General features: G+C 66.9%; 18 protein-coding genes. 6 read left to right on the forward strand and 12 right to left on the reverse strand.

Annotated features, from left to right (window positions below; genetic code table 11):
* Nucleotides 1–15 precede the first annotated feature (15 nt).
* A complete protein-coding gene (locus LQV16_RS08600) occupies nt 16–3,195 on the reverse strand; it encodes a cytochrome P450 (protein ID WP_229993477.1) in 3,180 nt (1,059 codons plus the stop codon).
* 187 nt (nt 3,196–3,382) lie between these two features.
* Here LQV16_RS08600 and LQV16_RS08605 point away from each other — a divergent pair, with 187 nt between their 5' ends.
* The gene (locus LQV16_RS08605) at nt 3,383–4,822 is read left to right on the forward strand and encodes a glycosyltransferase family 2 protein (RefSeq protein ID WP_229993478.1); all 1,440 of its coding nucleotides are present in this window, start codon (nt 3,383–3,385) and stop codon (nt 4,820–4,822) included.
* Nucleotides 4,819–5,043, forward strand: a complete 225-nt coding sequence (locus LQV16_RS08610; protein WP_229993479.1) for a hypothetical protein — start codon at nt 4,819–4,821, stop codon at nt 5,041–5,043. Before LQV16_RS08605 ends, LQV16_RS08610 begins: the two co-directional genes overlap by 4 nt.
* A gap of 50 nt (nt 5,044–5,093) precedes the next feature.
* On the opposite strand, the gene LQV16_RS08615 is transcribed toward LQV16_RS08610, so the two are convergent.
* Nucleotides 5,094–5,345, reverse strand: coding sequence for a hypothetical protein (locus tag LQV16_RS08615; RefSeq protein ID WP_229993480.1), 252 nt, complete (start codon nt 5,343–5,345; stop codon nt 5,094–5,096).
* On the opposite strand from LQV16_RS08615, the gene LQV16_RS08620 reads away from it, so the two are divergent.
* Nucleotides 5,271–6,041 carry an AraC family transcriptional regulator gene (locus LQV16_RS08620; RefSeq protein ID WP_229993501.1) on the forward strand — a complete coding sequence of 257 codons (771 nt, stop codon included), beginning with the start codon at nt 5,271–5,273 and terminating at the stop codon, nt 6,039–6,041. The genes LQV16_RS08615 and LQV16_RS08620 overlap by 75 nt on opposite strands.
* A 24-nt stretch (nt 6,042–6,065) precedes the next feature.
* Here the strand turns inward: LQV16_RS08620 and LQV16_RS08625 are convergent, their stop codons facing one another.
* Both LQV16_RS08625 and LQV16_RS08630 read right to left on the reverse strand, forming a co-directional pair.
* Complete coding sequence (locus tag LQV16_RS08625) at nt 6,066–6,572, reverse strand: MarR family transcriptional regulator (RefSeq protein ID WP_229993502.1); 507 nt, start codon at nt 6,570–6,572, stop codon at nt 6,066–6,068.
* 2 nt (nt 6,573–6,574) lie between these two features.
* Entirely contained in the window at nt 6,575–8,314 is a 1,740-nt protein-coding gene (locus LQV16_RS08630) for an AMP-binding protein (protein WP_229993481.1), read from the reverse strand.
* A gap of 308 nt (nt 8,315–8,622) precedes the next feature.
* Here LQV16_RS08630 and LQV16_RS08635 point away from each other — a divergent pair, with 308 nt between their 5' ends.
* A complete protein-coding gene (locus tag LQV16_RS08635) occupies nt 8,623–9,756 on the forward strand; it encodes an acyl-CoA dehydrogenase family protein (RefSeq protein ID WP_229993503.1) in 1,134 nt (377 codons plus the stop codon).
* Here LQV16_RS08635 and LQV16_RS08640 read toward each other — a convergent pair.
* The 8 genes from LQV16_RS08640 to LQV16_RS08675 all read right to left on the reverse strand — a co-directional run bounded on the left by LQV16_RS08640 (nt 9,753) and on the right by LQV16_RS08675 (nt 20,495).
* Entirely contained in the window at nt 9,753–11,585 is a 1,833-nt protein-coding gene (locus LQV16_RS08640) for a diguanylate cyclase (protein WP_229993482.1), read from the reverse strand. The genes LQV16_RS08635 and LQV16_RS08640 overlap by 4 nt on opposite strands.
* Before the next feature lie 38 nt (nt 11,586–11,623).
* Nucleotides 11,624–12,295, reverse strand: coding sequence for a response regulator (locus LQV16_RS08645; RefSeq protein WP_229993483.1), 672 nt, complete (start codon nt 12,293–12,295; stop codon nt 11,624–11,626).
* Nucleotides 12,292–14,970 (reverse strand): DUF4118 domain-containing protein, encoded by a 2,679-nt coding sequence (locus LQV16_RS08650; protein WP_229993484.1) that lies wholly within the window; start codon nt 14,968–14,970, stop codon nt 12,292–12,294. The genes LQV16_RS08645 and LQV16_RS08650 overlap by 4 nt, the downstream gene beginning before the upstream one ends.
* Nucleotides 14,971–14,982: 12 nt before the next feature.
* Nucleotides 14,983–15,612: a K(+)-transporting ATPase subunit C gene (gene kdpC / locus LQV16_RS08655; protein ID WP_229993485.1), complete on the reverse strand. Its 630-nt coding sequence runs from the start codon at nt 15,610–15,612 to the stop codon at nt 14,983–14,985.
* Between the two features lie 10 nt (nt 15,613–15,622).
* On the reverse strand, nt 15,623–17,761 hold the full coding sequence (gene kdpB / locus LQV16_RS08660) for a potassium-transporting ATPase subunit KdpB (protein ID WP_229993486.1): 2,139 nt from the start codon (nt 17,759–17,761) through the stop codon (nt 15,623–15,625).
* Nucleotides 17,758–19,425: a potassium-transporting ATPase subunit KdpA gene (gene kdpA, locus LQV16_RS08665; protein ID WP_229993487.1), complete on the reverse strand. Its 1,668-nt coding sequence runs from the start codon at nt 19,423–19,425 to the stop codon at nt 17,758–17,760. Before kdpA ends, kdpB begins: the two co-directional genes overlap by 4 nt.
* 7 nt (nt 19,426–19,432) lie before the next feature.
* Complete coding sequence (locus LQV16_RS08670) at nt 19,433–19,531, reverse strand: potassium-transporting ATPase subunit F (protein ID WP_084475820.1); 99 nt, start codon at nt 19,529–19,531, stop codon at nt 19,433–19,435.
* 346 nt (nt 19,532–19,877) lie between these two features.
* On the reverse strand, nt 19,878–20,495 hold the full coding sequence (locus LQV16_RS08675) for a hypothetical protein (protein WP_229993488.1): 618 nt from the start codon (nt 20,493–20,495) through the stop codon (nt 19,878–19,880).
* Between the two features lie 408 nt (nt 20,496–20,903).
* Between LQV16_RS08675 and LQV16_RS08680 the strand changes: the two genes are divergently transcribed.
* Both LQV16_RS08680 and LQV16_RS08685 read left to right on the forward strand, forming a co-directional pair.
* A complete protein-coding gene (locus tag LQV16_RS08680) occupies nt 20,904–21,164 on the forward strand; it encodes a hypothetical protein (RefSeq protein ID WP_229993489.1) in 261 nt (86 codons plus the stop codon).
* A 297-nt stretch (nt 21,165–21,461) separates the two neighbouring features.
* Complete coding sequence (locus LQV16_RS08685; RefSeq protein WP_229993490.1) at nt 21,462–22,640, forward strand: magnesium and cobalt transport protein CorA; 1,179 nt, start codon at nt 21,462–21,464, stop codon at nt 22,638–22,640.
* The last annotated feature ends 143 nt before the right edge of the window (nt 22,641–22,783 follow it).

Genomic DNA, 22,783 nt, shown 5'->3' on the forward strand with positions numbered 1-22,783 from the left:
GCCGGTACGTCGGCATCACGTGAAGATGTCGGCCACGTACCTGCCATGCGTGCGTTCAACTTCATCCATCCACGCCTCGGCCTCCTCCTTGGAGGCACCTGTCGCTTCCTGGTAGATGAGGGCGCACGTGTCCCGGACCTGCGGCGCCATGTTCTTGCCGTCGCCGCAGACGTAGACCGTGGCGCCCTGCCGGACCAGCTCGACGACGTCGGCCCGGTCTGCCCAAAGCCGGTCCTGGACATATTTCAGGCCGTCTTCGGGGGCGGTGGAAAAGACCGGCCGCAGATCGAGGTTGGCCTGCTCGGCCCACGACGCAAGTTCCGCGCGGTAGAGGAAGTCGGTGTCCGGGGCCCGGCAGCCGAAGAACAGCAGGGCAGGCGCCGGCGTCGTGTCCTCGGCTTCGGCCCGCAGCGCCCGGTCCTGGACGAATCCGCGGAAGGGTGCCAGCCCGGTCCCTGCACAGACCATGATGAGCGGGACTTCCAGGGACGGTGGCGGGTGGAATGCCGCGTTCGAGGGCCGGACAGTAACCGCCACCCTTGACCCGGGCCTGGCCTGGGCGAGGTAGGTGGAAGAGGCGCCTTCGAAGACGCCGCGGCCCGACCACGCCGGAGCCTCGATGACGGCGAAGGTCAGGGTCGCGTGGTCGGGGCTCCAGAGCGGGGACGAGGAGATGGAGTACCGCCGGGGGGTCAGCTGAGTCAGCAGTTGCAGGAACGAGGTGAACGAGAGCTGGCATGACGGATACGTCTCCAGCAGATCCAGGAGGGAGACCCGCTTGTCGAGAATCTCGGCCGCGTACCGCCCCCGGTCCTGGGCCAGGGCCTCGAGTTCGGCGCGGTGGGCAGGATCCGCCGCGACATCAGCCAGGTCCTCGAGCTGGGTGCGGGTGGCGGGGACCGCGAGTTCCACGTAGCTGCTCAACAGTTCGCCCACGGCCACAGGCGCACTGGTGGGCAGGAAAGTGTCCCCGCGCTCCATGCTCAGCTGGACGTGCGAGTCGTAGTCGAGGTTGAAATGGGCCAGTGCGCGCTGCACGAGGGCGCTGGGGTTCAGCGGCAGCACGGCCAGGTAGTCCCCGGTCCGGTAGCTCATTCCCTCGGGCAGTGCGATCTCGACATGCCGCTTGGACCGGGCGCCGGGCTTGGCCAGATCGACCAGTTCCCGGTTCGCGACGACGGTACCGAGTGCCAGCCCGTTCTGGCGCAGCAGCGGATCCCGGACGTTGCCGATGAACTGGAGTTCCAGCTGGGGCTGCGCGGTCGGCGGGCTGGTCCTCTGCCCCAGGGCGGCGTCCACCGCGGGCCAGAACCCCGCGTACCACTCGTCAAAATCGCCGAAGAAGTCGCCGCGGGCGTTGGCTTCGCCGCGGTCATAGATCCGTGTCGCGCCGGCAGCCTCGAACCGGGCGTCGATGGCCTTGGGCACCTCCTGGTACGTTCGCGCCCAGTCCTTGTTGCCGTTGCCGAAGACCGTGTACCGCACCCCGGCGAGGCTGCCCGGCTGCAGGCCTTCGGTCCAGGCCACGAACTTTCGGGCGTTGTCCGGCGGCTGGCCCTCGTAGGAGGACGTTACGACGGTGACGAGGCCCCCCGTCGGCAGCCCGCCGGCCGCCTCGTCGAGCGGACCGATGGTGGGGCTGTAGCCGCGCCGTCCGGCGTCGTTGGCGATGCGCTGGGCGAAGTCCTTGGACGTGCCTGCGTTGGAACCGTAGAGCACACGAATCGGGACGCCGTTGGGCGCGGCGGCCGCCGCGGCCGCTTCAGCCTGCGCGGCTTGTTGGACGGCGGCCGGGGGTCCGGCTGCGATCGTGACGTCCCGCCTGCGCACGTGGATGAACAGCCCCTCAGGCTTCATCGTCAGCGTGTGCTTGATCTGAAGTTCATAGCCCGGGTCCGCCGCCGTGACCTCGAAGCGCTGCAGGAGCTTGGCCAGGAACAGCATGGCCTCCTGCAGGGCAAATCCCCGGCCGATGCAGGAGCGCTGCCCGTTGCCGAAGGGCTTCCAGGCATTGGCAGGGATTTCTGCGGCCCGAACAGGTGAGAATCGGTCCGGATCGAAGATCCCGGCGTCCTCGCCCCAGGCCGCCTTGTCCCGGTGCAGCTGCGGGATCAGGACCATAATGGGCTGGCCTGCCGGGACCTCGTAGCGGCCGCCAAGCGTGGTGTCCTCAAACGGGGCGACGTTGAAGGCCGGGGCGGTGGGCCACAGCCGGAGCGTCTCCTTGAGGATCTGGTCCAGGTACCCCAGCCGGGGCAGGTGCTCGAACCGGGCGCTCTCGGTGCCGAGGACCTCGTCCACCTGGGCGCGAGCCTTGGCCAGGACATCCGGATGGCGCAGCAGTTCGTAGAGCGCAAAGGACAGCAGGCCGCTGGTGGTCTCATGCCCGGCCACCAGGAAGGTAACCATCTGGTAGCGGACGTTTTCCTCGCTCAACCGCTCGCCGGTCACCGGGTCCGCCGCATTGAGCATGGTGTCCAGGATGTCCTCGCTGCCAGCCGGGCTGGGGTTGCGCCGCCGGTCGCTGATCATCTGGTCGGCGACCTCGAACATCAGGGCATGGTCTTCCTCGAGCTGGTGGCGTTTGCGCAGCATGATCTTGTTCTGGACCGGGAGCCTGCGCGCCCGGTCCCCGGATTCGACCAGGCCGCGGACCATGGCCCCGACGAAGGGATGCATGTCTTCCCGGTAGAGGCTGTTGAAACGGTAGCTGAACGAGCACAGGGCAATGGTGTCCAGGGTCAGCCGGGTGGTGTTGTCCGGTACATCGATCCGGGCCGCGGGGCCGAGTCGCTCCCACTTCAGCAGCAACTGCTCGGCGATGTCGTCCATGCCGTTGAACATCCGCTTCAGCGCCGCCGGCCCGAACGCCGGCATCAGGATCCGGTGCGCTTTTTGCCAGTTTGGTTCTTCTGTTCGTGCGGTGAACAGTCCGTCGCCGATGAAATCCCGCACCTGCCGCAGGGAAACGCCCAGTACCTTGCCGAACCGGGACTCGTCGCAGACTTCGTTGACGAGCTGCTGGGACGAGATGGCGATGATGCTGCGGTTGAAGAACTGGATGCGGACAATGGGGCCGTACCGCTCGGCCACCTCGACTATTCCCAGGATTCCCTTGCTGGAGTCGATGTCGGCCAAATTGCCGACCACCGGCTTCGTGGGAGGCTGCGGTATGGGGATGCTGGGCGAAGTCATGGCCCCTCCTAGGCGATCGCCAATCGACGCTCTGTGAGCACTAATTGCTGCCTGGCCGGACGGCACCGTCCGGCTCCGAACCACGATACTCCCGTCAGATTCCGGGCAAAATAGGCACCCATCAAGGCGGGGCGGGTGATTCTCATGTGACAGGTGGTGCCAATGATTCCCTGCTACTATCCCAACGGTGGGCAGAGGACAACTTCACCGGACTGTAGGTCTGGTCATCGCAGTAATCGCCGGCACCGCGGCGGCGATCCTGTGGGCCGCCGTCGCCGCGGGGGGACGCGCACAAGCCGAAGGGGAGCCGCACGGGTTCATCCTGGGGGTGTGGAACGTGCTCTACAGCACGAACGCGCCCGGAGCCCGGATCCTGGGCGCGGCGGTCGCGCTCGCCGTGCTGCTGGCCGCCGGCGTCGCCCTGCTGGAGCGCCGGATCACCACCCGGTCGCGGCGGTCGGCGAACGTTCGGATCGCTCCGCTGGCACCGAAGATCGTGATGGGAGCCACCCGCGGAGTCTATGCGGGCCCTGTTACCGTCACCGTGCTCATCCCGGCCCACAACGAGGAAGTCTCACTGCCCTCCACGATCGCCTCCCTGCGGGCACAGTCCCACAGCCCCGAACGAATCATCGTGGTGGCGGACAATTGCACCGACAGCACCGTGGAGATCGCCCGCGACGCCGGCGTCGAGCTCTATGAGTCGGTCGACAACACGAAAAAGAAGGCCGGCGCCCTGAACCAGGTGCTCAAGCAAATCCTTCCCAGGCTCGGTGCCAACGACCTAATGATGGTGATGGACGCCGACACCCAGCTCGATGACGGCTTCCTCGGCGCGGCCGTGAACCGCTTCGTGGACGACCGCGCCCTGATGGCGGTGGGCGGCCTGTTCTACGGGGAGGAAGGCCACGGCGTACTCGGCCAGTTCCAGCGCAACGAGTACCTCCGCTACGGCCGGGAAATCAAGCGCCGGCGGGGGAGGGTTTTCGTCCTGACCGGGACCGCGTCGCTTTTTCGCCCGGTCGCCCTGCGCACCATCGCCGAGCAGCGGGGCGATTCGCTTCCCGGGACGAAGGGCGACGTGTACGATACCGCGGCGCTGACTGAGGACAACGAACTGACCATAGCGCTCAAGTCGCTTGGCGCCCTGATGATTTCACCGACGGCATGCACCGTGGTTACCGAACTCATGCCCACTTGGTCCACGCTGTGGGCGCAGCGGCTGCGATGGCAGCGGGGAGCGCTGGAGAACATTGGCGCGTACGGGGTCACGTCCCAGACGATGCGCTACTGGGTGCAGCAGCTCGGCATCGGTTATGGCGTGATTGCCCTCAGCGCCTACCTGCTGCTGATCTTCCTCATGATGTTCTCCCTGGACGTGTGGATCTGGTTCCCGTTCTGGCTGGGACTTGGCGGGGTGTTCATGATCGAACGCGTCGCCACCGTCTGGAAGGGCGGCTGGCGGGCCAGGATTTTGGCCCTCACTCTCTTCCCCGAACTCTTTTTCGACATGTTCCTGAACGTCGTCTACATCAAGGGCATCATCGACATTTCGCTGGGCCGGACCGCGAACTGGAAACACGTCACCCGCACCAACGCCGCCGAGGCCGTCAAGGAGTCCGCATGAGCCTCACCGGCGTGCCCGTCCCCACGGGCGTTCTCTTCCCGCAAGCGCTCCTGAACTCGGAGTGGTTCGCCATCCTGGCGACGTTTGTTGCCATCAATACGGTCATGTACGCGGCCCTGGCGGTGACCAAAGTGCTGCCAAAGGTCCACCGTCCCGGCTGGCTCCGGCCCCCGCATGAACGCGGCGAGACCCGGAGCATCCACCCCGACGCGCCCCGCTGAGGATTTCCACCAGGCGGGCCTGCCGTGAACCTGCCCGGGAAGCCGCGGCATCACCGGGCCAGCGAAGCGGCCAGGGCTGCCGCGCCAGCGATCGACAATGCGCATCGCACGGTGTTGGCCCGGTTCCAGGCCCGCTCGAACGTCCGCCAGGAGTCCGCCGCGCCTGCTCCAGCGGCGTCGATCCGGGTGCCGCGGACAACGAGCGGGTCCTCCTCGAATCCGGTGACATCGCCGTCGTCCGCGGGCCTGACCCCTATCTTCTGGCCGACGACCCCGGACGGGCGGCGACCATCATCATTCATCCCGGTCAGGAATGCACCACGTCTTCCGGCGAGACTGTCCACCTCAGCATGAGCCACGGCGTTCGCACCTGGGGCAATGCGTCGGCAGGGGAAACGGTCGTGCTCGTCGGCACCTACACCACCGAGGCGGAAATCGGTTCCGCGGTAACAGCCGTGCTGCCCCGTGTCGCCATCATCCCCGCCGGCGGCGTTGATGCAGCCTTGGCGCGGTTCCTCGGCGGCGAGATCACCACGAACGCCCCGGCACAAGGAAGCGTGGTCGACCGGATGCTGGATGTGCTGCTGGTCCACGCCGTGCGCGCCTGGGCGGCCGAGCATCCCGGGCGGGCCACCGGCTGGCTGGCGGCAGGCACGGATTCCCTGGTGGCCCCGATGCTGGAGCTTATGCACGATTCCCCCGCCGAAGCCTGGACGCTCGAGACCTTCGCCGCCCGCCTGCACGTCTCCCGCGCCACGCTGGCCAGCCGCTTCCGCGATGTCGTCGGCGAGCCGCCGATGACCTACCTGACGAACTGGCGGATGCTGCTCGCCAGCGAGCTGCTCGCGGACCCGAACCTCACCACCGCCCAGGTCGCCGGCCAGGTCGGGTACGGGGGCCCGTTTGCGCTGAGCGCGGCCTTCAAACGCCGTTTCGGCCTCAGCCCGACGGCCTACCGCCATCTCAAATATGCTCCGCCGACACCACAGGCCGTCTAGGAATGTGTCGGGCAAGACGGCCAGTCAGCCGCTGAAATCCCCGGCGTTCCGGCGGAACGTGCCCAGGATCCGGATCAGCTGGTCCACGTCCTGGTCCCCGAAACCCGATTGGCCGAAGACCTCGGAGTTCAGCACCGCCGTCGCCCGTTTGGCCAGGGCGCGCCCGTCGGGGGTGAGCTCGATCAAGGTGGTGCGGCCGTCCGTGGGATGCGGTGAGCGCATCACCAGCCCGGCGTCCTGGAGCCGGTCCACGGCGTTGGTGACCGATGTGGGGTGGACCTGCAGCAGCGCGCTCGCCTTGTTCATGGGCAGCGCCCCGCTGCGGGCGAAGCTGAGCAAGGCCAGCAGCTCGTACCGGGCAAACGTGAGTCCGAACGGCTTGAGAACGGCCTCGATCCGGCCCAGCAGGATCTGCTGGGTTCGCATGATGGCGGTGATCGCGGCCATCGGGGCGGCGACGTCGGACCAGCCGTGGCGCTCCCAGTTCAGCCGGGCGTCGGCGATCGGATCTCGCGGCAGCGGTGTTCCCACGCTCACCCCTGACTCTTGAGCCCGGGAAAATCGGAGTCGGAGTACTCGACGCCGAAGCCTTCGGGAACAGGCCCGCCGCCGTGGCGCAGCTCCTCGCTGTGCCGCAGCTCCACCCGGCGGATCTTGCCCGAGATCGTTTTGGGGAGTTCGGCAAACTCCAGCCGGCGGATCCGCTTGAACGGGGCCAGGTGGTCCCGGCAGTACCGCAGGATATCCTCGGCCAGCTCCGGGCCGGGCTGGTGCCCGGCCGCCAGGACCACAAACGCCTTCGGCACCGACAGCTTGAGCGGGTCGGGGGAGGGGACGACGGCGGCCTCCGCCACCGCCGGGTGCTCAATGAGCACGCTCTCCAGTTCGAAGGGGGACAGCCGGTAGTCGGAGGACTTGAAGACGTCGTCGCCGCGGCCCACATACGTGATGATGCCCCGTTCGTCCCGGCTCGCCATGTCCCCCGTGTGGTAATAACCGTCCCGGAAAGCCTCCGCCGTCTTGTCCGGGTCGCCGTAGTACGCCTTCATGAGCCCCACGGGGCGGGGGTCGAGGCGCAGGCAGAGCTCGCCGTCGTCGGCCTCCGCACCCGTAGCGGGGTCCACGAGCACGACGTCGTAGCCCGGCAGCGGCTTTCCCATGGCGCCGATCTTGATTGGCTGGCCCGGGGTGTTCGCGATCTGCACCGTCGATTCGGTCTGGCCGAAGCCGTCCCGGATTCTCTGGCCCCAGGCACGGTGGACCTGGTCGATCACCTCGGCGTTGAGCGGTTCGCCGGCGGACACCACCTTGGTGGGCGGGTTCAACAGCCGGGTGAGATCGGCCTGGATCAGCATCCGCCAGACCGTCGGCGGGGCGCAGAAGCTGGTCACGGATTCGCGGTCCATCTGTTCCATGAGGGCCTTGGCGTCGAAGCGTTCGTAGTTGTAGATGAACACGCACGCCTCGGCGATCCACGGGGTGAACACATTAGACCAGGCGTGCTTGGCCCAGCCCGGCGAGGCCACGTTGAGGTGCACGTCGCCCGGTTCCATCCCGATCCAGAACATCGTGGACAGGTGTCCCACCGGGTAGGAGGTGTGCGTGTGTTCGACGAGTTTGGCCTTGGACGTGGTGCCGGAGGTGAAGTACAGCAGGAGGGTCTCGTCGGCAAGGGTGGGGGCGTCCGGGGTGAAGTCCACTCCGGCGTCGGCAGCGTCGGCGTACTGCCGGACATTGTCCGGGGCTGCGGCGGGACTCGCGGGGCTGCCACCGATTTCGATCAGCGTGTAGTCACCGGCGACGTCGGCGAACTTGGCGATGTTGGCACTGCCGACGGCGGCCCAGGATGCGCCGCCGCGCTCCACCCGGTCCTGCAGGTCGGCGGGTCCCATCAGGGTGGTGGTGGGGATCATGACGATGCCCAGCTTGATGCCGGCGAGCATAAGTTCCCAGAGCTCCACCTGGTTGCCGAGCATGATGATCATCCGGTCCCCGCGCCGCACGCCCTGCGCGCGCAGCCAGTTGGCCACCTGGGACGAGCGCCGGGAGAGGTCCGCGAAACTGCGCCGGGTCGCGGACCCGTCCTGTTCGACGATCACCAGCGCCGGTTTGTCCGCCCTGGCCGGGTCTGCCGCGAGCTGGTCGAACCAGTCCAGTGCGAAGTTGAATTCCTCGAAGCGCGGCCACTGGAATTCGCTGCGGGCGCCGTCGTAGTCCCCGCGCAGGGCCAGCAGCCGGTCCCGCGCGGCCCGGAATTCCTCAGTCACGGTCATGGTGCACCTTTCGAAGTACTCTGGCGCTGCCGTTCCGGGCGTGGCGCCGTTGCCTGGGATCCCGCCGGTCCGGCACGGTGCCTGCCTAGTGATCCCCATCACTGTGCAATATACTAGGACATCCAAGGGTTTGGAAGAGCGGCGCTGCTCTGCAGGCGGCGCGCATGAGGAAGGGATACGTGCCCGTGCAGCCACAAGGACGTGCCAGCGGACAGCCGGCGCCAGCCGAAACAAACACGGAATCAAACACGGCGGAGACAGGCGCCGCAGCAGCAGTTGCGCAGCCGCCGTTCCCCGACGCCGACCTGATGTACATCGTGGACCTGCTGCCGCCGGACGAACAGCTCCGCTACCAGGAGGTCCGGGAGTTCCTGCAGTCCCGGATCCGGGCCGCGTCGATCGACTACTGGAACCGCGAGGAGTTCCCCTTCGGCCTGCTCGCGGAACTCGGCAAATACGGTCTGGGCGGGCTGCAAACGGACGGCACGTCCAAGCTCTTCAAGGGGCTCATGTACGTCGAGGTGGCCCGCGCCGACGTCTCCCTCTCGGCGCTCGTAGGCATCCACAACGAGCTGATTGTCGGCATGATCGATGAGCTGGGCTCGGAGGAACAGAAGGCACGCTGGCTCCCCGGCCTCACCGCGTTCACCCAGCTCGGAGCGTTCGCCCTGACGGAGCCGGACCACGGCTCGGACATCGCCGGTGGCCTGGAAACCACCGCGCGGCTGGACGGCGGCGAATGGGTCCTCAACGGCGCCAAGCGATGGATCGGCGCCGGCACCATCGCGGACTTCGCCCTTGTGTGGGCCCGGGACGTTGCTGACCAGCACATCAAGGGCTTCATCGTGGAGACGGACCGTGCCGGCTACACCGCCACGAAGATCGCCAACAAGATCGGCCTGCGCATCATGCAGAACGCCGACATTGTCCTCGACGAGGTCCGCATCCCGGCGGCCAACCTCCTTCCCGGCGCCACCGACTTTTCCAAGGCCAATGAGCTCCTGCGGGATTCACGGGCCTGGGTGGGCTGGCAGGGCGCCGGCATCCAGCTGGCCGCGTTCGACGTCGCACGCGCCTATTCGCTGCAGCGCCGCCAGTTCGGCAAGGAACTGGCCCGCTTTCAGCTCATCCAGCAGCAGCTCGCCGAGATCCTGGGCAACGCGACGGCCTCCCTGGCCCTGATGGCCCAGCTGGCGCGGATCCAGGAAGACGGCAAGCTCGAGATGGTCCAGGCCGCGATGGCCAAATCGACCACGACGCGGCTGGCGCGTGCCTCGGTGGCGATGGGCCGGTCCCTCATGGGCGGCAACGGCATCAGCAGCGACTATGAGATGGGCAAGCTCTTCGGCGACGCCGAAATCCTCTATACCTATGAGGGCAGCTACGAAATTAATTCGCTGATCGTGGCCCGGGCCGTGACGGGGAAGTCCGCCTTCGTCTAGGCCCCGCGCGTGTCCGTGCCGTCCCGCGCCTGGCCGTTCCGAGCCTGGCCGGCCGAAGCGGTCCGGCCCGCCGGGCTGGCGTGACCGTACCGGGACGTGCGGTTGCGGCCGGCGTTCTTGGCCTCGTACAGGGCCCGGTCCGCGCAATCCAGGAGGGAACCGGCCGTGGCGTCGCCCTGCTCGCAGACTCCGGCGGAGATCGTCAGGAAACCGACTTCCCCGAACGGTTCGGAGGCGATGGCCTCGCGGGCCCGTTCGGCCGCGAACAGGGCCTCGGCGCCGTCAGTCTCCGGGAGCAGCCACACGAACTCCTCGCCGCCGAAGCGGGCCACGATCTCGTTGGCGCGGGCGACCGACCGGAGCCTGGCCGCGATCTCCGCGAGGACGACGTCGCCCATCAAGTGACCATGGGTGTCGTTGACTCTCTTGAAGTGGTCGATATCCAGGACGACGGCACTGAGTCTGGTCCCACGTCTCCCGGCCAGCGCCACCTGTTCGTCGAGGTGCTGTTCCAGCGCCCGCCGATTTGGCAGGCCGCTGAGGGCGTCGGTTGTCGCCTGGAGCTCCAGATCGGTCCATGCCTCCGTGTTGCCGATCGCGATCTCGACGAGTTCCGCGAACTGGGCCAGCCGCTCCATCATGGCTTCCGTGACGCCCGTGCGGGATTTCGAGGTCAGGCTCACCACGCCCCAGAGGCTTCCGCGGACGCGGACCGGTGCTGCCGCCGCGGACTGGAACCCGCCGGCGCGCATCTGCTCCGCCGCCGGCCCGCCCTCCGGCCCGTACACAACGAGGGCCGGCTTGCCGGTCACGGCCACCCGGACGGTGGCGGACTCGTCTGTCGGGGCGAAGATGTGCCGGCGGCTCAGCGTCGGCGGGAGGCTCGGGGCCATGGCGACGATTTCCGCCGAGGACGCGCCCGTGAAACGGACCACGGCGGCGGAGTCCACGTTGAACAGCTCGCGGACAATGGCGGCGACCCGCTCGGAAATGTCTGCAGGGGCGGCGTTGCGGGCAACGGCGGTCGCTATCTCGTGCAAGGCCTCCCATACCTGCTGCTGCTGCAAGCGCTCAGTGACGTCAACGGCCACCACCATACCGGCCGCGCCGTCTTCGTCGGAGTAGACCGGTCCGGCCTTGAGCCGGTAGGTGCGGTGGCCGATCTGCCGGCTCCAGGAGACCTCGCGGCCGGCGAGGGCTGCGCGGTAGCGCGGTTCGAGCTCGCTGGCGAGATTGCCCCTGAGTACGTCCTGGATGCGCCGGCCTTCGAGCTCTTCCGTGCGGTAGCCGAAGGTCTCCAGTTCCTGGCCTTCGGCGATCAGATAGCGCAGCTCGGCGTCGAAGAGGAGCACGAAGACGCCGGGGACGCTGCGCGCCAAGGCACGGTACCGGTCCATGTCCCGTTGCCGGCGCCGGTCGGCCAGCACCCGCTCCGTGATGTCGGTGACCACGACAAAGAAGCCCTGCACCGCGCCGTCGCGGGTATCGGGAGTGTACGTGACCTCGGTGTAGCGTGACTCGCCCGCGGCATTCACGAGGGTCCGGTCAAAGTGTTGCGCCTCTCCGGCGAGCACCAGTTCGATGAGCGGCCGGGTCGCTTCGAAGGCCACGTCACCGAGCACGTCCCGGACGTGCATGCCGTTCAACTGCTGCGGCTCGATCCCGAACCACTCGCAGTAGGCATCGTTGGCCAAGCGGCTGCGGAGACCCATGTCCCAGTAACCCACCATGGCCGGGATCCCGTTGAGGACGGCCCGCAGCTGCGCCGGGATCTCCTGCAGCGCCGACGGGCCGGCATCGTCCCTGTTGAGCGGGCTGCGATTAGTCATTGCCCCAGTATCCATTGCCGGCCCGGCATCGGAAACCATCAGGGCATGAACCGGTAGCCGATGCCGGCTTCGGTGAGCAGGTGGCGGGGGTTGGCGGTGTCCGGCTCCAGTTTGCGCCGCAGCTGGGCCATGTAGACCCGGAGGTAGTTGGTCTCCTTGGCGTACGCCGGACCCCAGACTCTGGCGAGCAACTGCTGCTGTGTGATGAGTTTTTCCGGATTCCGGACCAGTTCCTCCAGGATTTTCCATTCAGTCGGGGTCAGCCGGATGTCCTCGCCGTCCCGGGTAACCCGGTGCTTGCCCAGGTCAATGGTGAAAGCCTCGGTCACGACCAGCGATTCGTCCGGTTCGACGCTGCGGCGCCGGAGGGCGCGGAGCCGGGCGAGGAGCTCGTCCAGGCCGAACGGTTTGGTGATGTAGTCGTCCGCGCCGGCGTCGAGCGCCTCAACTTTGTCCTCGGAGCCGTGCCGGGCGGACAGCACCAAGACCGGCACGCTGCTGAAGCCGCGCAGCTCTTTGAGGACGCTGGTCCCGTCAATGTCAGGCAGGCCGAGGTCCAGAATGATGAGTGAGAGCGGGTTCTGGGTGGCCGCCAGCAGCGCTGAGGTCCCGTCTACGGCGGTGGTGACGGCGTAGCCGTGGGCCTGGAGTGTGATCCGGAGGGCCCTGAGCAGATGCGGGTCGTCGTCGACGACGAGGACCGCCGTCATGTTGCGTCCGGTCCGGACGAAAGGGGCATCGCATGAGCGCGGCGCGCCACCAGCGACCGGGGCTCGAACGGGGCCTGGGCGCGGTGTCCGTCATACGGGGTCCCCGTGGACAATGGAAGCCGGATAATCATCGTCAGCCCTCCGCCCGGTGTCGCTTCGGCGCTCAGGCTGCCACCCATGGCATCCGTGAACCCTTTCGCCACCGCAAGCCCGAGTCCGATTCCTGTGGTTTGCGGGGCGTCGTCGAGACGCTGGAATGGCCGGAACATTTCCATGACCCTCTCCGCCGGGATTCCCCGGCCGTGATCGATGACCCGGAGCTCGCCGGCAGGGCGCCCTCCGAGAGTCGCCGGGCTGAGCCCGCCGGCCGCCCCGACCAGGACGATATCCGAATCGGGGGCGTATTTCACGGCGTTCTCGACGATGTTCGCAATCACTCGTTCCAGCATTCCAGGGTCGGCGTCGATCTCGGGCATGTTGGGAGGCAGGTCCACTCGCACCCGCCCCGCGGGGACGGCGCTCAGGGAACCCGGGATGACCTCGTACCACCGCACGGGTTTGAGCAGGGGATTGACGGCATCCGAGGTGATCCGGGACATGTCCAGCAGATTGCCCACCAGCGCGTCCAGCCTGTCCGAGCACTCCTCTATCGTTGCCAGCAGTTCCTGCTCCTCTGCCTGGGTGTAATGGACGTCGTCGTGCCGCAGTCCGCCGACGGCAAGCTTGATCCCGGCCAGAGGGGTGCGCAGGTCGTGCGAGACAGCGCGGAGGATGGAGGTGCGCATCGTGTTGCTCTCGGCCAAGCGGAGCATCTCCCGCCGGCTGGCGACCAGTTGCTGGCGTTCCAGCTGTGCCGCCAGATGAACTCCGAACGCCCCCAGAAGGCGCCGGTCGCTTGCCGGCAAGATCCGTCCGAACAACACGAGGCGTGTGACGGCGTCGATTTCTTCCACGTTGTCGCCGGTGCCATCGTTCCTTGGCGCGCCGGCGGACAGGGCTGGAATTTCTCCCACGGCGGCCTGAAGTTGCCATCGCCGGTCGGGTCCTGCGCCGCTGTCGCCGTCCGCGGGGCCGTAGCCAAGGCTGAAAACGGCAGCACCACGCACCTGGAAGACGCTCAGGGCTTGTTCCAGCAATGCCTGAACCGTGTCCTCCGAGCCGGCGGCACTGCGCGTCAGGTCCCCCAGCGTCGTGGCTTCGGCGCGGGCCCGCGCGGCCTCCTTGGAACGGCGGGCCGATAGGTCGACCACAACGGCAACGGCGGCCGAGACGCCTACAAACACCAGCAGGGCCAGGAAGTTCTGCGGATCACTGATGGTGAGCGTGCCCAGCGGCGGGGTCGAAAAGTAGTTCACCAGGAGGCTGCTCCACAGTGCGGCCAGGATGGCCGGCCACAACCCGCCGATCAGCGCCACCGCCACCGAGCCGGTGAGCTGCACCAGCATGGCCGCAGCGACATTCCGCTCCGGGTTCAGGAGCGAAAGCAGGAGCTGCAGGACCATGGGGAGCAGCACAGCGAGGGCGAACCCGACGGCGACCCGGACGCGGCCAAGGTCCCGGTGCTGGCGCGGCCCGGCGCCGCGGCCGCCCAGGGGATGGGAGACCATGTGGACGTCGATGTCCCCGGAATCGCGGACCACCCGGGTGCCAACCCCACCGCCGAGCAGGTTTCCGATCAGGCCGGCGAGCTTTTTGTGCCGGGAGATGCCGACGACGATCTGGGTGGCGTTGACGCTGCGGGCGAAGTCCAGGAGGGCGGCGGCCGGATCCTCGCCGGTCACGATGTGGTAGCTGCCGCCAAGGTCCAGGATCAGGCGGCGCTGGGCTTCCAGCGCGTGGGGCGACTCCTCGGCGAGGCCATCGGCGGACCGGACGTGGACCGCCAGCAGGTCCCCGCCGTTGACGCGGTTGAGGATCCTGGCCCCGCGGCGGATCAGGACTTCCCCTTCGGGGCTGCCGGTCAGCCCGACGACGATGCGTTCCCGGGCCGGCCAGCTGGCATCGATGCCCTGTTCGGCCCGGTACTTGGCCAGGCCCTCGTCCACCCGGTCGGCCAGCCACAGCAATGCCAGTTCACGCAGTGCCGTGAGGTTGCCCAGGCGGAAATAGTTCGAGAGGGCGGCGTCGATCTTTTCGGCAGCGTAGATCTTGCCGTCGCTCAGGCGCTGGCGGAGCAGCTCGGGGGAGATGTCCACCAGGTGGATCTGGTCCGCCTTCCGGACGACGTCGTCGGGCACCGTCTCCGCCTGATGGACGTCGGTGATGGCGCTGACGACGTCGCCCAGGGACGCCAGATGCTGGACGTTGACGGTGGAGAGGACGTTGATGCCGGCATCAAGGAGCGCATCGACGTCCTGCCAGCGTTTCTCGTTGCGGCTGCCCGGAACGTTGGAGTGGGCGTATTCGTCCACGACCGCGGTCCCCGGGGCCCGCACCAGGACGGCGTCAAGGTCCATTTCCTCGAACTCCGTGCCCCGGTAGGGCAGGCGCTGGGGCGGGATGACCTCAAGTCCCGCCAGGAGCGCCCGCGTCTCGCTGCGTCCGTGGTCCATGGCGAACGCGACCACGACGTCCTCGCCGCGTTCGCCGAGCCGGTGGGCTTCTTCAAGCATCTCGTAGGTCTTGCCCACCCCCGGCGCGGCCCCCAGGAAGATCCGCAGCGTTCCACGTGCCATGCCGTCATTCTCTCACTTGGTTTGAGCCGGCTGCGACGGCCGTGCGGCCGCCGCCACGGCGAGGTTGAGGGCAGTCACGTTGACCGATGGCTGGCCGAGAAACGCGACTACCCCACTGCTCGTGTACTGCTCCACCATGGCGGCGACGGCGTCGGTGCTCAGGCCGTTCGCTGCCGCCACCCGCGCAAGCTGCAGTTTGGCGTACTCGGGTGAAACGTCCGGGTCCAGCCCGGAACCGCTGGCCGTCACGGCGTCGGCCGGAACCGCTGCCGCATCCACGCCTTCAGCCGCGGCGACGGCGGACCGGTTGGCGGCGACCGCGTCGAGCAGTTTCGGGTCGTTGGGCCCCAGGTTGGTGGCCGAGGACGATGCCGGGTCCCACTTCACGGCCGAGGGCCGGGCGTGGAACCAGCGCGGGTCCTGGGCGCCGGAATCGTCGGCCGCGGCCTGGGCGATCAGGGCGGACGCGGCCGGGGCCCCGGAGCTGTCTTTGAGGATGGAGCCGTTGGCCTGGTACGGGGCGATCAGTTGCCCGGTGCCAAAGACTGCCAGGGGGTAGGCCACGCCGAGGACCAGCGTGGCGAAGAGGAGGAACCGCAGGGCGGTGCCCAGCTGACGGAGGTAGCCGGTGAGGATGTTCATGGGGATGTTCCTAGCCGATTCCGGGGATGAGCGAAATCATGAGGTCGATGATTTTGATGCCGATGAATGGTGCGATCAGGCCGCCGAGCCCGTAGATCAGCAGGTTCCGGGCCAGCGCCTGGTTGGCGGAGACGGCACGGTATTTGACGCCGCGGAGCGCCAGCGGCACCAGGGCGATGATGATCAGGGCATTGAAGATCACCGCGGACAGGATGGCCGAAGACGGGGTGGCCAGGCCCATGATGTTCAGCAGTCCGAGCCCCGGGAATGCGGCGGTGAAAAGCGCCGGGACGATCGCGAAGTACTTGGCGACGTCGTTGGCGACCGAGAAGGTGGTCAGGGCGCCGCGGGTGATGAGCAGCTGCTTGCCGATGCCGACGATGTTGATGAGTTTGGTGGGGTCGGAGTCGAGGTCCACCATGTTGGCAGCGTCCTTCGCGGCCGGGGTGCCGGAGTTCATGGCGACGCCGACGTCTGCCGCGGCCAGGGCCGGGGCGTCGTTGGTGCCGTCACCGGTCATGGCCACGAGCCGGCCTGCGGCCTGTTCCTTCTTGATGACCGCGAGCTTGTCTTCCGGGGTTGCTTCCGCCAGGAAATCATCGACGCCGGCCTCGGCGGCGATCGCCTTGGCAGTGATCGGGTTGTCGCCGGTGATCATGACGGTCCGGATGCCCATTTGCCGCAGTTCGGCGAAGCGGGCGTGCATGCCGGGCTTGACGACGTCGGCGAGGTGGATGGTTCCCAGGATGTCCGCCCGGCCGTCCTTGTCCACCTGGGCGACCAGCAGGGGCGTGCCGCCCTGGGCCGAGATTTCCTGTACCCGGTGGTCGACCTCCGCCGGAGTGTGCCCGCCGAATTCGGCAACGAATGCCGCCACCGTGGAGGCAGCCCCTTTTCGGATCTGCAGCCCGTCAAGGTCCAGCCCGCTCATGCGGGTGCCGGCGCTGAAGGGGACCACGGCAAACTTGCCGGAGGTGCGTTCGAGTGTGGTCAGATCGGACCCGGTCACGCCCTTGTCCGCGGCGAGGTCCAGGATGGAGCGTCCCTCGGGGGTTTCGTCGGCCAGGCTGCAGACCCGGGCCGCTTCGATCATCCGGGTCCGCTCCACCTGGTTGGCGGGGAAGAAATTAACAGCGCGGCGGTTGCCATACGTGATGGTTCCGGTCTTGTCCAACAACAGTGTGGTGATGTCCCCGGCGGTCTCCACGGCACGGCCGGAGGTGGCCAGCACGTTGTGCTGGACCAGGCGGTCCATGCCGGCGATGCCGATCGCCGGGACCAGCGCCCCGATCGTCGTGGGGATCAGGCAGACCAGCAGGGCGACCAGCACGATCGGGGAAGGCGTGGCGCCGGCGAGGGCTGCGAACGGTGCCAGCGACATGGTGACGGCCAGGAACACGATGGTCAGTGACACCAGGAGCACGTGGAGGGCGATCTCGTTGGGGGTCTTCTGCCGCACGGCGCCCTCGACCAGCTTGATCATCCGGTCGATGAACGTCTGTCCCGGCTCGGCCGTGATGCGGATGACAATCCGATCCGAGAGCACCCTCGTACCGCCGGTGACGGAGGACCGGTCACCGCCGGATTCGCGGATCACCGGGGCTGATTCGCCGGTGATGGTCGATTCGTCGACGCTCGCCAGGCCTTCGATGATTTCGCCGTCCGAGGGGATGACGTCCCCGGCCTCGCAGATCACCACGTCATTGAGACGCAGCTCCGTGCCGGGGACGTCCTTGGTGGAGCCGTCTGGCTGCCGGAGCCGGGCCTGGACGCCCTTGCGGCTGGCGCGGAGGCTGTCCGCCTGGGCTTTGCCCCGGCCCTCGGCGATGGATTCGGACAAAGTGCCGAAGAGGACCGTGAGCCACAGCCAGACCGTCACGGCGATGCCGAACACCGACGGCCGGTACACCGAGATCGCCGTACACAGGGCGGCCCCCACCAGCACGGTGAACATGACAGGGGAATGGATCATCTGCCGCGGCGAGAGTTTCCGGACCGCAAGTGGCAGGGCGGCGACGACGGACGCGAGCGTGAGTTTTGCCGGGGCCTTGGTGTGGTGCTTATGTTCGCCCGGAGTGCCAAGGGGGTTGCCGTCGGCGTAGGTCTGGGCGTCGGTGTCCGTGGCTAATGCCGTGTGAGACCGGGTCATTTGAGAAGTCCTTCTGCGAGGGGGCCCAGGGCAAGGGCCGGGAAGTAGCTCAGGGCGGTCATGATCACTGTCACGCCCAGCAGCAGCGAGCCAAACAGCGGGCCGTGGGTGGGGACGGTGCCGGCGGAGGCCGGAATCTTGCCCTGACGGGCGAGGGAACCGGCCAGGGCGATCACCAAGACGATCGGTAGGAAGCGGCCCAGCAGCATGCCCAGGCCCAGCATGACCGACAGGAAGGGGCCCGAGGTGGTGATGCCGCCGAACGCGGAGCCGTTGTTGTTGGCCCCGGAGGTGAAAGCGTAGAGCACTTCACTGAACTGGTGTGGACCGGTGGCCGGCGCATTGGCCATGATGTCCGGCAGCAGCACGGTGATGCCGGACAGGGCCAGCACCAGGGTCGGGGTGACCAGGATGTACATGGCGGCGAGCTTCATTTCCGTCGGCCCGATCTTCTTGCCCAGGTACTCCGGGGTGCGCCCGACCATCAGCCCGGCAATGAAGACGGAGATGATAGAGAGGATCAGCAGGCCGTAGAGCCCGGAACCGGTTCCGCCGGGGGCGACCTCGCCGAGCATCATGTTCACCATGGCCACTCCGCCGGCCAGCGGCGGCAGGGAATCGTGGGCGACATTGACGGCGCCGGTGGAGGTCAGCGTGGTGGACGTGGCGAAGATCGCGCTCGGCACAGGGCCGAAGCGCTGCTCAAAACCCTCGCCCAGGCCGCCGGCGGCCGCCGTCGCGGTTCCCTGACCGGACGCCACGGCCCAGCCCATCAGCGAAATCGAAGCCAGCCACAGCGTGCCCATCACGGCGGCTACCGTGTAGCCCTGCTTCTGGTCGCCCACCATCCTGCCGTAAGCGTAGGGCAGCGCGGAGGGGATGAGCAGGAGGAGAAACACCTCGAAAAAGCTGATCAGGGCGTTGGGGTTTTCGAACGGGTGGGCAGAGTTGGCGTTGAAGTAGCCGCCGCCGTTGGTGCCGAGGATCTTGATGGCTTCCTGGGACGCGACCGGGCCACCCGGGATGAGCTGCGAAACGCCGGTGGCCTGGTTCGTGACCTCGGTGAACCAAAAGTTCTGCACCACTCCGCCGAGGACCATCAGCACGGCCGCGACGAACGCGAGCGGCAGTAGGACCCGGAACGACGTCCGGGCCAGGTCCACCCAGAAGTTGCCCAGCCGCTGCGTCCTCGTGCGGGCGATGCCGCGGATGAGCGCGACGACGACGACGATCCCGACGGCGGCGGAGAGGAAGTTCTGCACCGCCAGCAGCGTCATCTGCACGAAGATGCCTACCGTGGTCTCCGGGACGTACGTCTGCCAGTTCGTGTTGGTCACAAAGGAAATGGCCGTATTCATGGCCACCCAAGGGTCCACGCCGGGCAGGGAACCGCTGCCCGGCAGGACGCCCTGCAGCCGCTGGAGGCCGAACACCGCCAGAATGGACACGGCCGAGAACGCCAGGACGCTGCGAAGGTAGACGGACCAGGTCTGCTCGGTGTCGGCATCGACCCCGGCCAGCCGGTAGAACAGACGCTCGGGCCGGCTGGACGTCGTGCCCTCGAAAACCCGGGCCAGGTAGACGCCCAGAGGCTTGTGCAGGGCTGCCAGAACAATGAGCAGCGCCACCACCTGGACAACAAAAGATGCAGAGTTGAAGGTCATGATCCGCTCACCACTTTTCCGGATGAATCAGGACGGCCAGCAAGTAGCCGAAGAGGCACAATCCGGCAATCAGTAGGACGAGCCACATGATCGCGTCGGCGCTCACTTGCCACCCTCCGGCCGGTCATCGGCACCGCCGACCATCCCGGCCAAGACGTGGCCGATCCACATAACGAACCCCATGGCAACCATGAGGATTCCGATAACAGCCAGGTCGGCCATTGCAGGGTTCCTTTCATCTGCGCCCCGTTTGCGGGGCTACTGAAAGTCAACGCCTTCGCAAAGGGAAAAAACCCGGTCCTGATGCTTTCTTAACGCCTTGAGGGCGGATCTTGACGCTGTCTTAACGGGCGCGAAAAGCGCACCTTAACGGGCGCGAAAAGCGCACCTAACGGGTGCGGGAAGCGCAGGCGGTGCCGGGCCGAATTGATTCCGGCGGCGGAGGATCGGTCTCAGTGAGCTGCGGCGGTGGCGGGGATTTCGACGTAGAGGATGGATCCGGCAGCCGGCAGGTACCGGTGTTTACGGTGTCTTGCGGGCCGGTAGATGTGTCCGAAGGGGTCCTTCACACGGGCATGCTCCAGCCGGTCCTGACGTGCGAGCAGGCGGTCGATTTCTTCAATGTTGGACGGGCGTGATGCAAAGCCGTCGATGTCCAGAGACCAGGCGCCCGCGGCCGGTGCTGTCCCGCTTTCCAGGGCGAGGGTTTCGAACAGGTCCGAGACCACTTCGTAACGGGTAGCGGGGTAGAAGCGGCGGAGCCGGTGCCCTTCCGGGTGCGCGCTTTGCGCGTCCATCCAGGCGTGGCGGAGCCACTGGAATTCCACTGGGCCATGGGAGCGCCCGAGGATCAGGTGACGATTCGGATCCAAGGCCAGGCGGTAGGCACTGCCGCTGCGGTCGATGATGCACGCAGCTTCTTCGATGTATTCAAAGGCCCCCATAAAATCCTGTTCCGACCGGTGATACGAAAACTCCCCGCTGTCATCGACGGCGACGAAATCCCGGGTGGGACCGGCTCCGGCGGGAAGACCGGATGTGTCCTGTATCCGCCGGGACGTGGTGTGCATGCTGGTTGACTCCTGCTGGGGATCGGATTGCGGCCACGGTGGCTGCAGCGTTCCTTGTTTCATGACAGCACCGGCGGAGCGTCACCGGAACAGGCCCTAACGCTTTCCATATGGCGGGAGGCCACAAATTTGCGCTATCTTAATGCGCCCCAGATGCAGCCGCCCGGAGATGGGCTCGCATGGGAATCCGTTGGGCGTCGACCCGAGGCAGCAGCATGTCATCGAGTTGGCGAGCGGCCCCCTTTTCCCGTGCAGGCGAGCTTCCGGGGCCCGGCGATCATCTCCTGCGGTGATTCCGAGCGGTCTTCCTCGACGGTTTGGTCCCCGCTACATTAGGCGCAGATCTACAATGTCTCCCCGGTACGCTTCGTTCTCCACCGAACTCGACCGAAAGGCTGGCGCAACCCAATGAAATTGGCCATCGAATACTCGTTTCGGCTCCGGTTCCAGGACGACATTCACCAAGTCGTCGTCCCTGCCGAACGGCTTTTGAATGTTCCTCTCAACATCGAGGCTGTCCGCCAAGTGGTGGAAGGCGATGACACCTTACTGAGCGAGCTCTTCCGGGACTTCGCACATGAATACCGGCAGATGGCCAAGGATCCCGGCTATTGGTCCCAAGAGCTGGAACGAACCAACGAGACGATCAGACTGGTGGAAGTCGTCTGAGAATGAGGCGCGCCAGCCTTAGCAAGAATTTGCTGCGGTACTCGGGGCATCGTGCTGTGTGCGATGTTCAAGCGCCGCAGGTGGCTCTGACTTGCCGCCTGGGGATTTTTTGTCCGGCCGGGACCGGCCGTGATGTAATGGGCAGGATTTTGTAGGGTTTCACCTGAGGGAGAGGACGTGTCGCGTGTACACCGAGCCTCCAAGTACCGGCGCCGGGGACATCTCCTCTCCCGCCTGAACCCCGTGTCCCGGGTTCCACACGTCATCCGAACGTAGCCCACGGCGGGAGAGGCCATCTTGGCCATCTCACCCTGCACTTCCTACGTCTGGACCGCCACCATGAATGCTCGCCGCATTTCCACGCGCCTGTACAAGCTCGCTTCCCGCCCCCGCCCGGACATCGGAGTCCCCGCTGCGGCCCCTGCCGGGACCCGGGACCTGGCAGCCGCGGGCCGGCCCAGCCTTGTCGACAGCGGCATCTATCTGGACGGCAGGCGGGTGTCCTCGCCGATGACGCTGCAGGAGACGTTCCAGGAACTGGGCCGCTTCGAGGGATCCATGGCGTGGATCGGTCTCGTCCGGCCGGAGGCTTCTGAGCTGCAGTCTCTGGCCGCCGAATTCGACCTGCATGAACTCGCCGTGGAAGACGCCGTCGTGGCCCATCAGCGATCCAAGCTCGAACGCTACGGCGACACCCTCTTTGTGGTCCTGCGGGCAGCCCGCTATCTGGATTCGCGCGAAGAGATCGAATTCAGCGAACTCCACGTCTTCGTGGGCCCGAACTTCATCATCACCGTGCGCCACGGCGGGTCGCCGGATCTGGTGCAGGTCCGCCGGCGCCTCGAGCACGACGCAACTTTGCTGCGGCTGGGCCCGGAGGCTGTGCTCTACGCGATCCTGGATGCCGTCGTGGACGACTACGCCCCTGTGGTCTCGGGCCTGGAGAACGATATCGACGAAATCGAAACCGAAGTCTTCGGCGGCGACCCCGCCGTGTCCCGGCGCATCTACGAGCTCTCCCGCGAAGTGATCGAATTCCAACGCTCGACCCACCCGCTGACGCGCATCCTTGAGGCCCTAGCCGGCGGCTTCACGAAATACGGGATCGCCGACGACCTGCAGCAATACTTGCGCGACGTCGCCGACCACACAGCCCAGGTCAACGAACGCATCGACAGCTTCCGGTTCATGCTCAGGGACATCCTTACTGTCAACGCGACCCTCGTCGCACAGAGCCAGAATGAGGAAATGAAACACCTCGCGGAGTCCAGCAACGCCCAGAACGAAGAGGTGAAGAAGATCTCCGCCTGGGCCGCCATACTGTTCGCCCCGACCCTCGTGGGCACTGTGTACGGCATGAACTTCGAGAACATGCCCGAGCTGCACTGGGAGTACGGTTATCCGCTTTCGGTCGCTTCGATGATCGCCGTCAGCACCATCCTGTATCGGATCTTCAGAAAGCGCAGCTGGATCTAAGCTGAATTAGCCTCAGCTGCCGGCGTGCCGTTCATCGCAGCGGCACCTGCTTTTGAAAGCCGTCATCGCGGCTGTTTGCGATCCCCTGGACCCGTGCCGGGGGGCCTTCCGGCCCTAGGCTGCGCGAGGACAACGCCGGGATA

Source organism: Arthrobacter sp. Bi26, assembly GCF_918697925.1.
Lineage (GTDB): Bacteria > Actinomycetota > Actinomycetes > Actinomycetales > Micrococcaceae > Arthrobacter.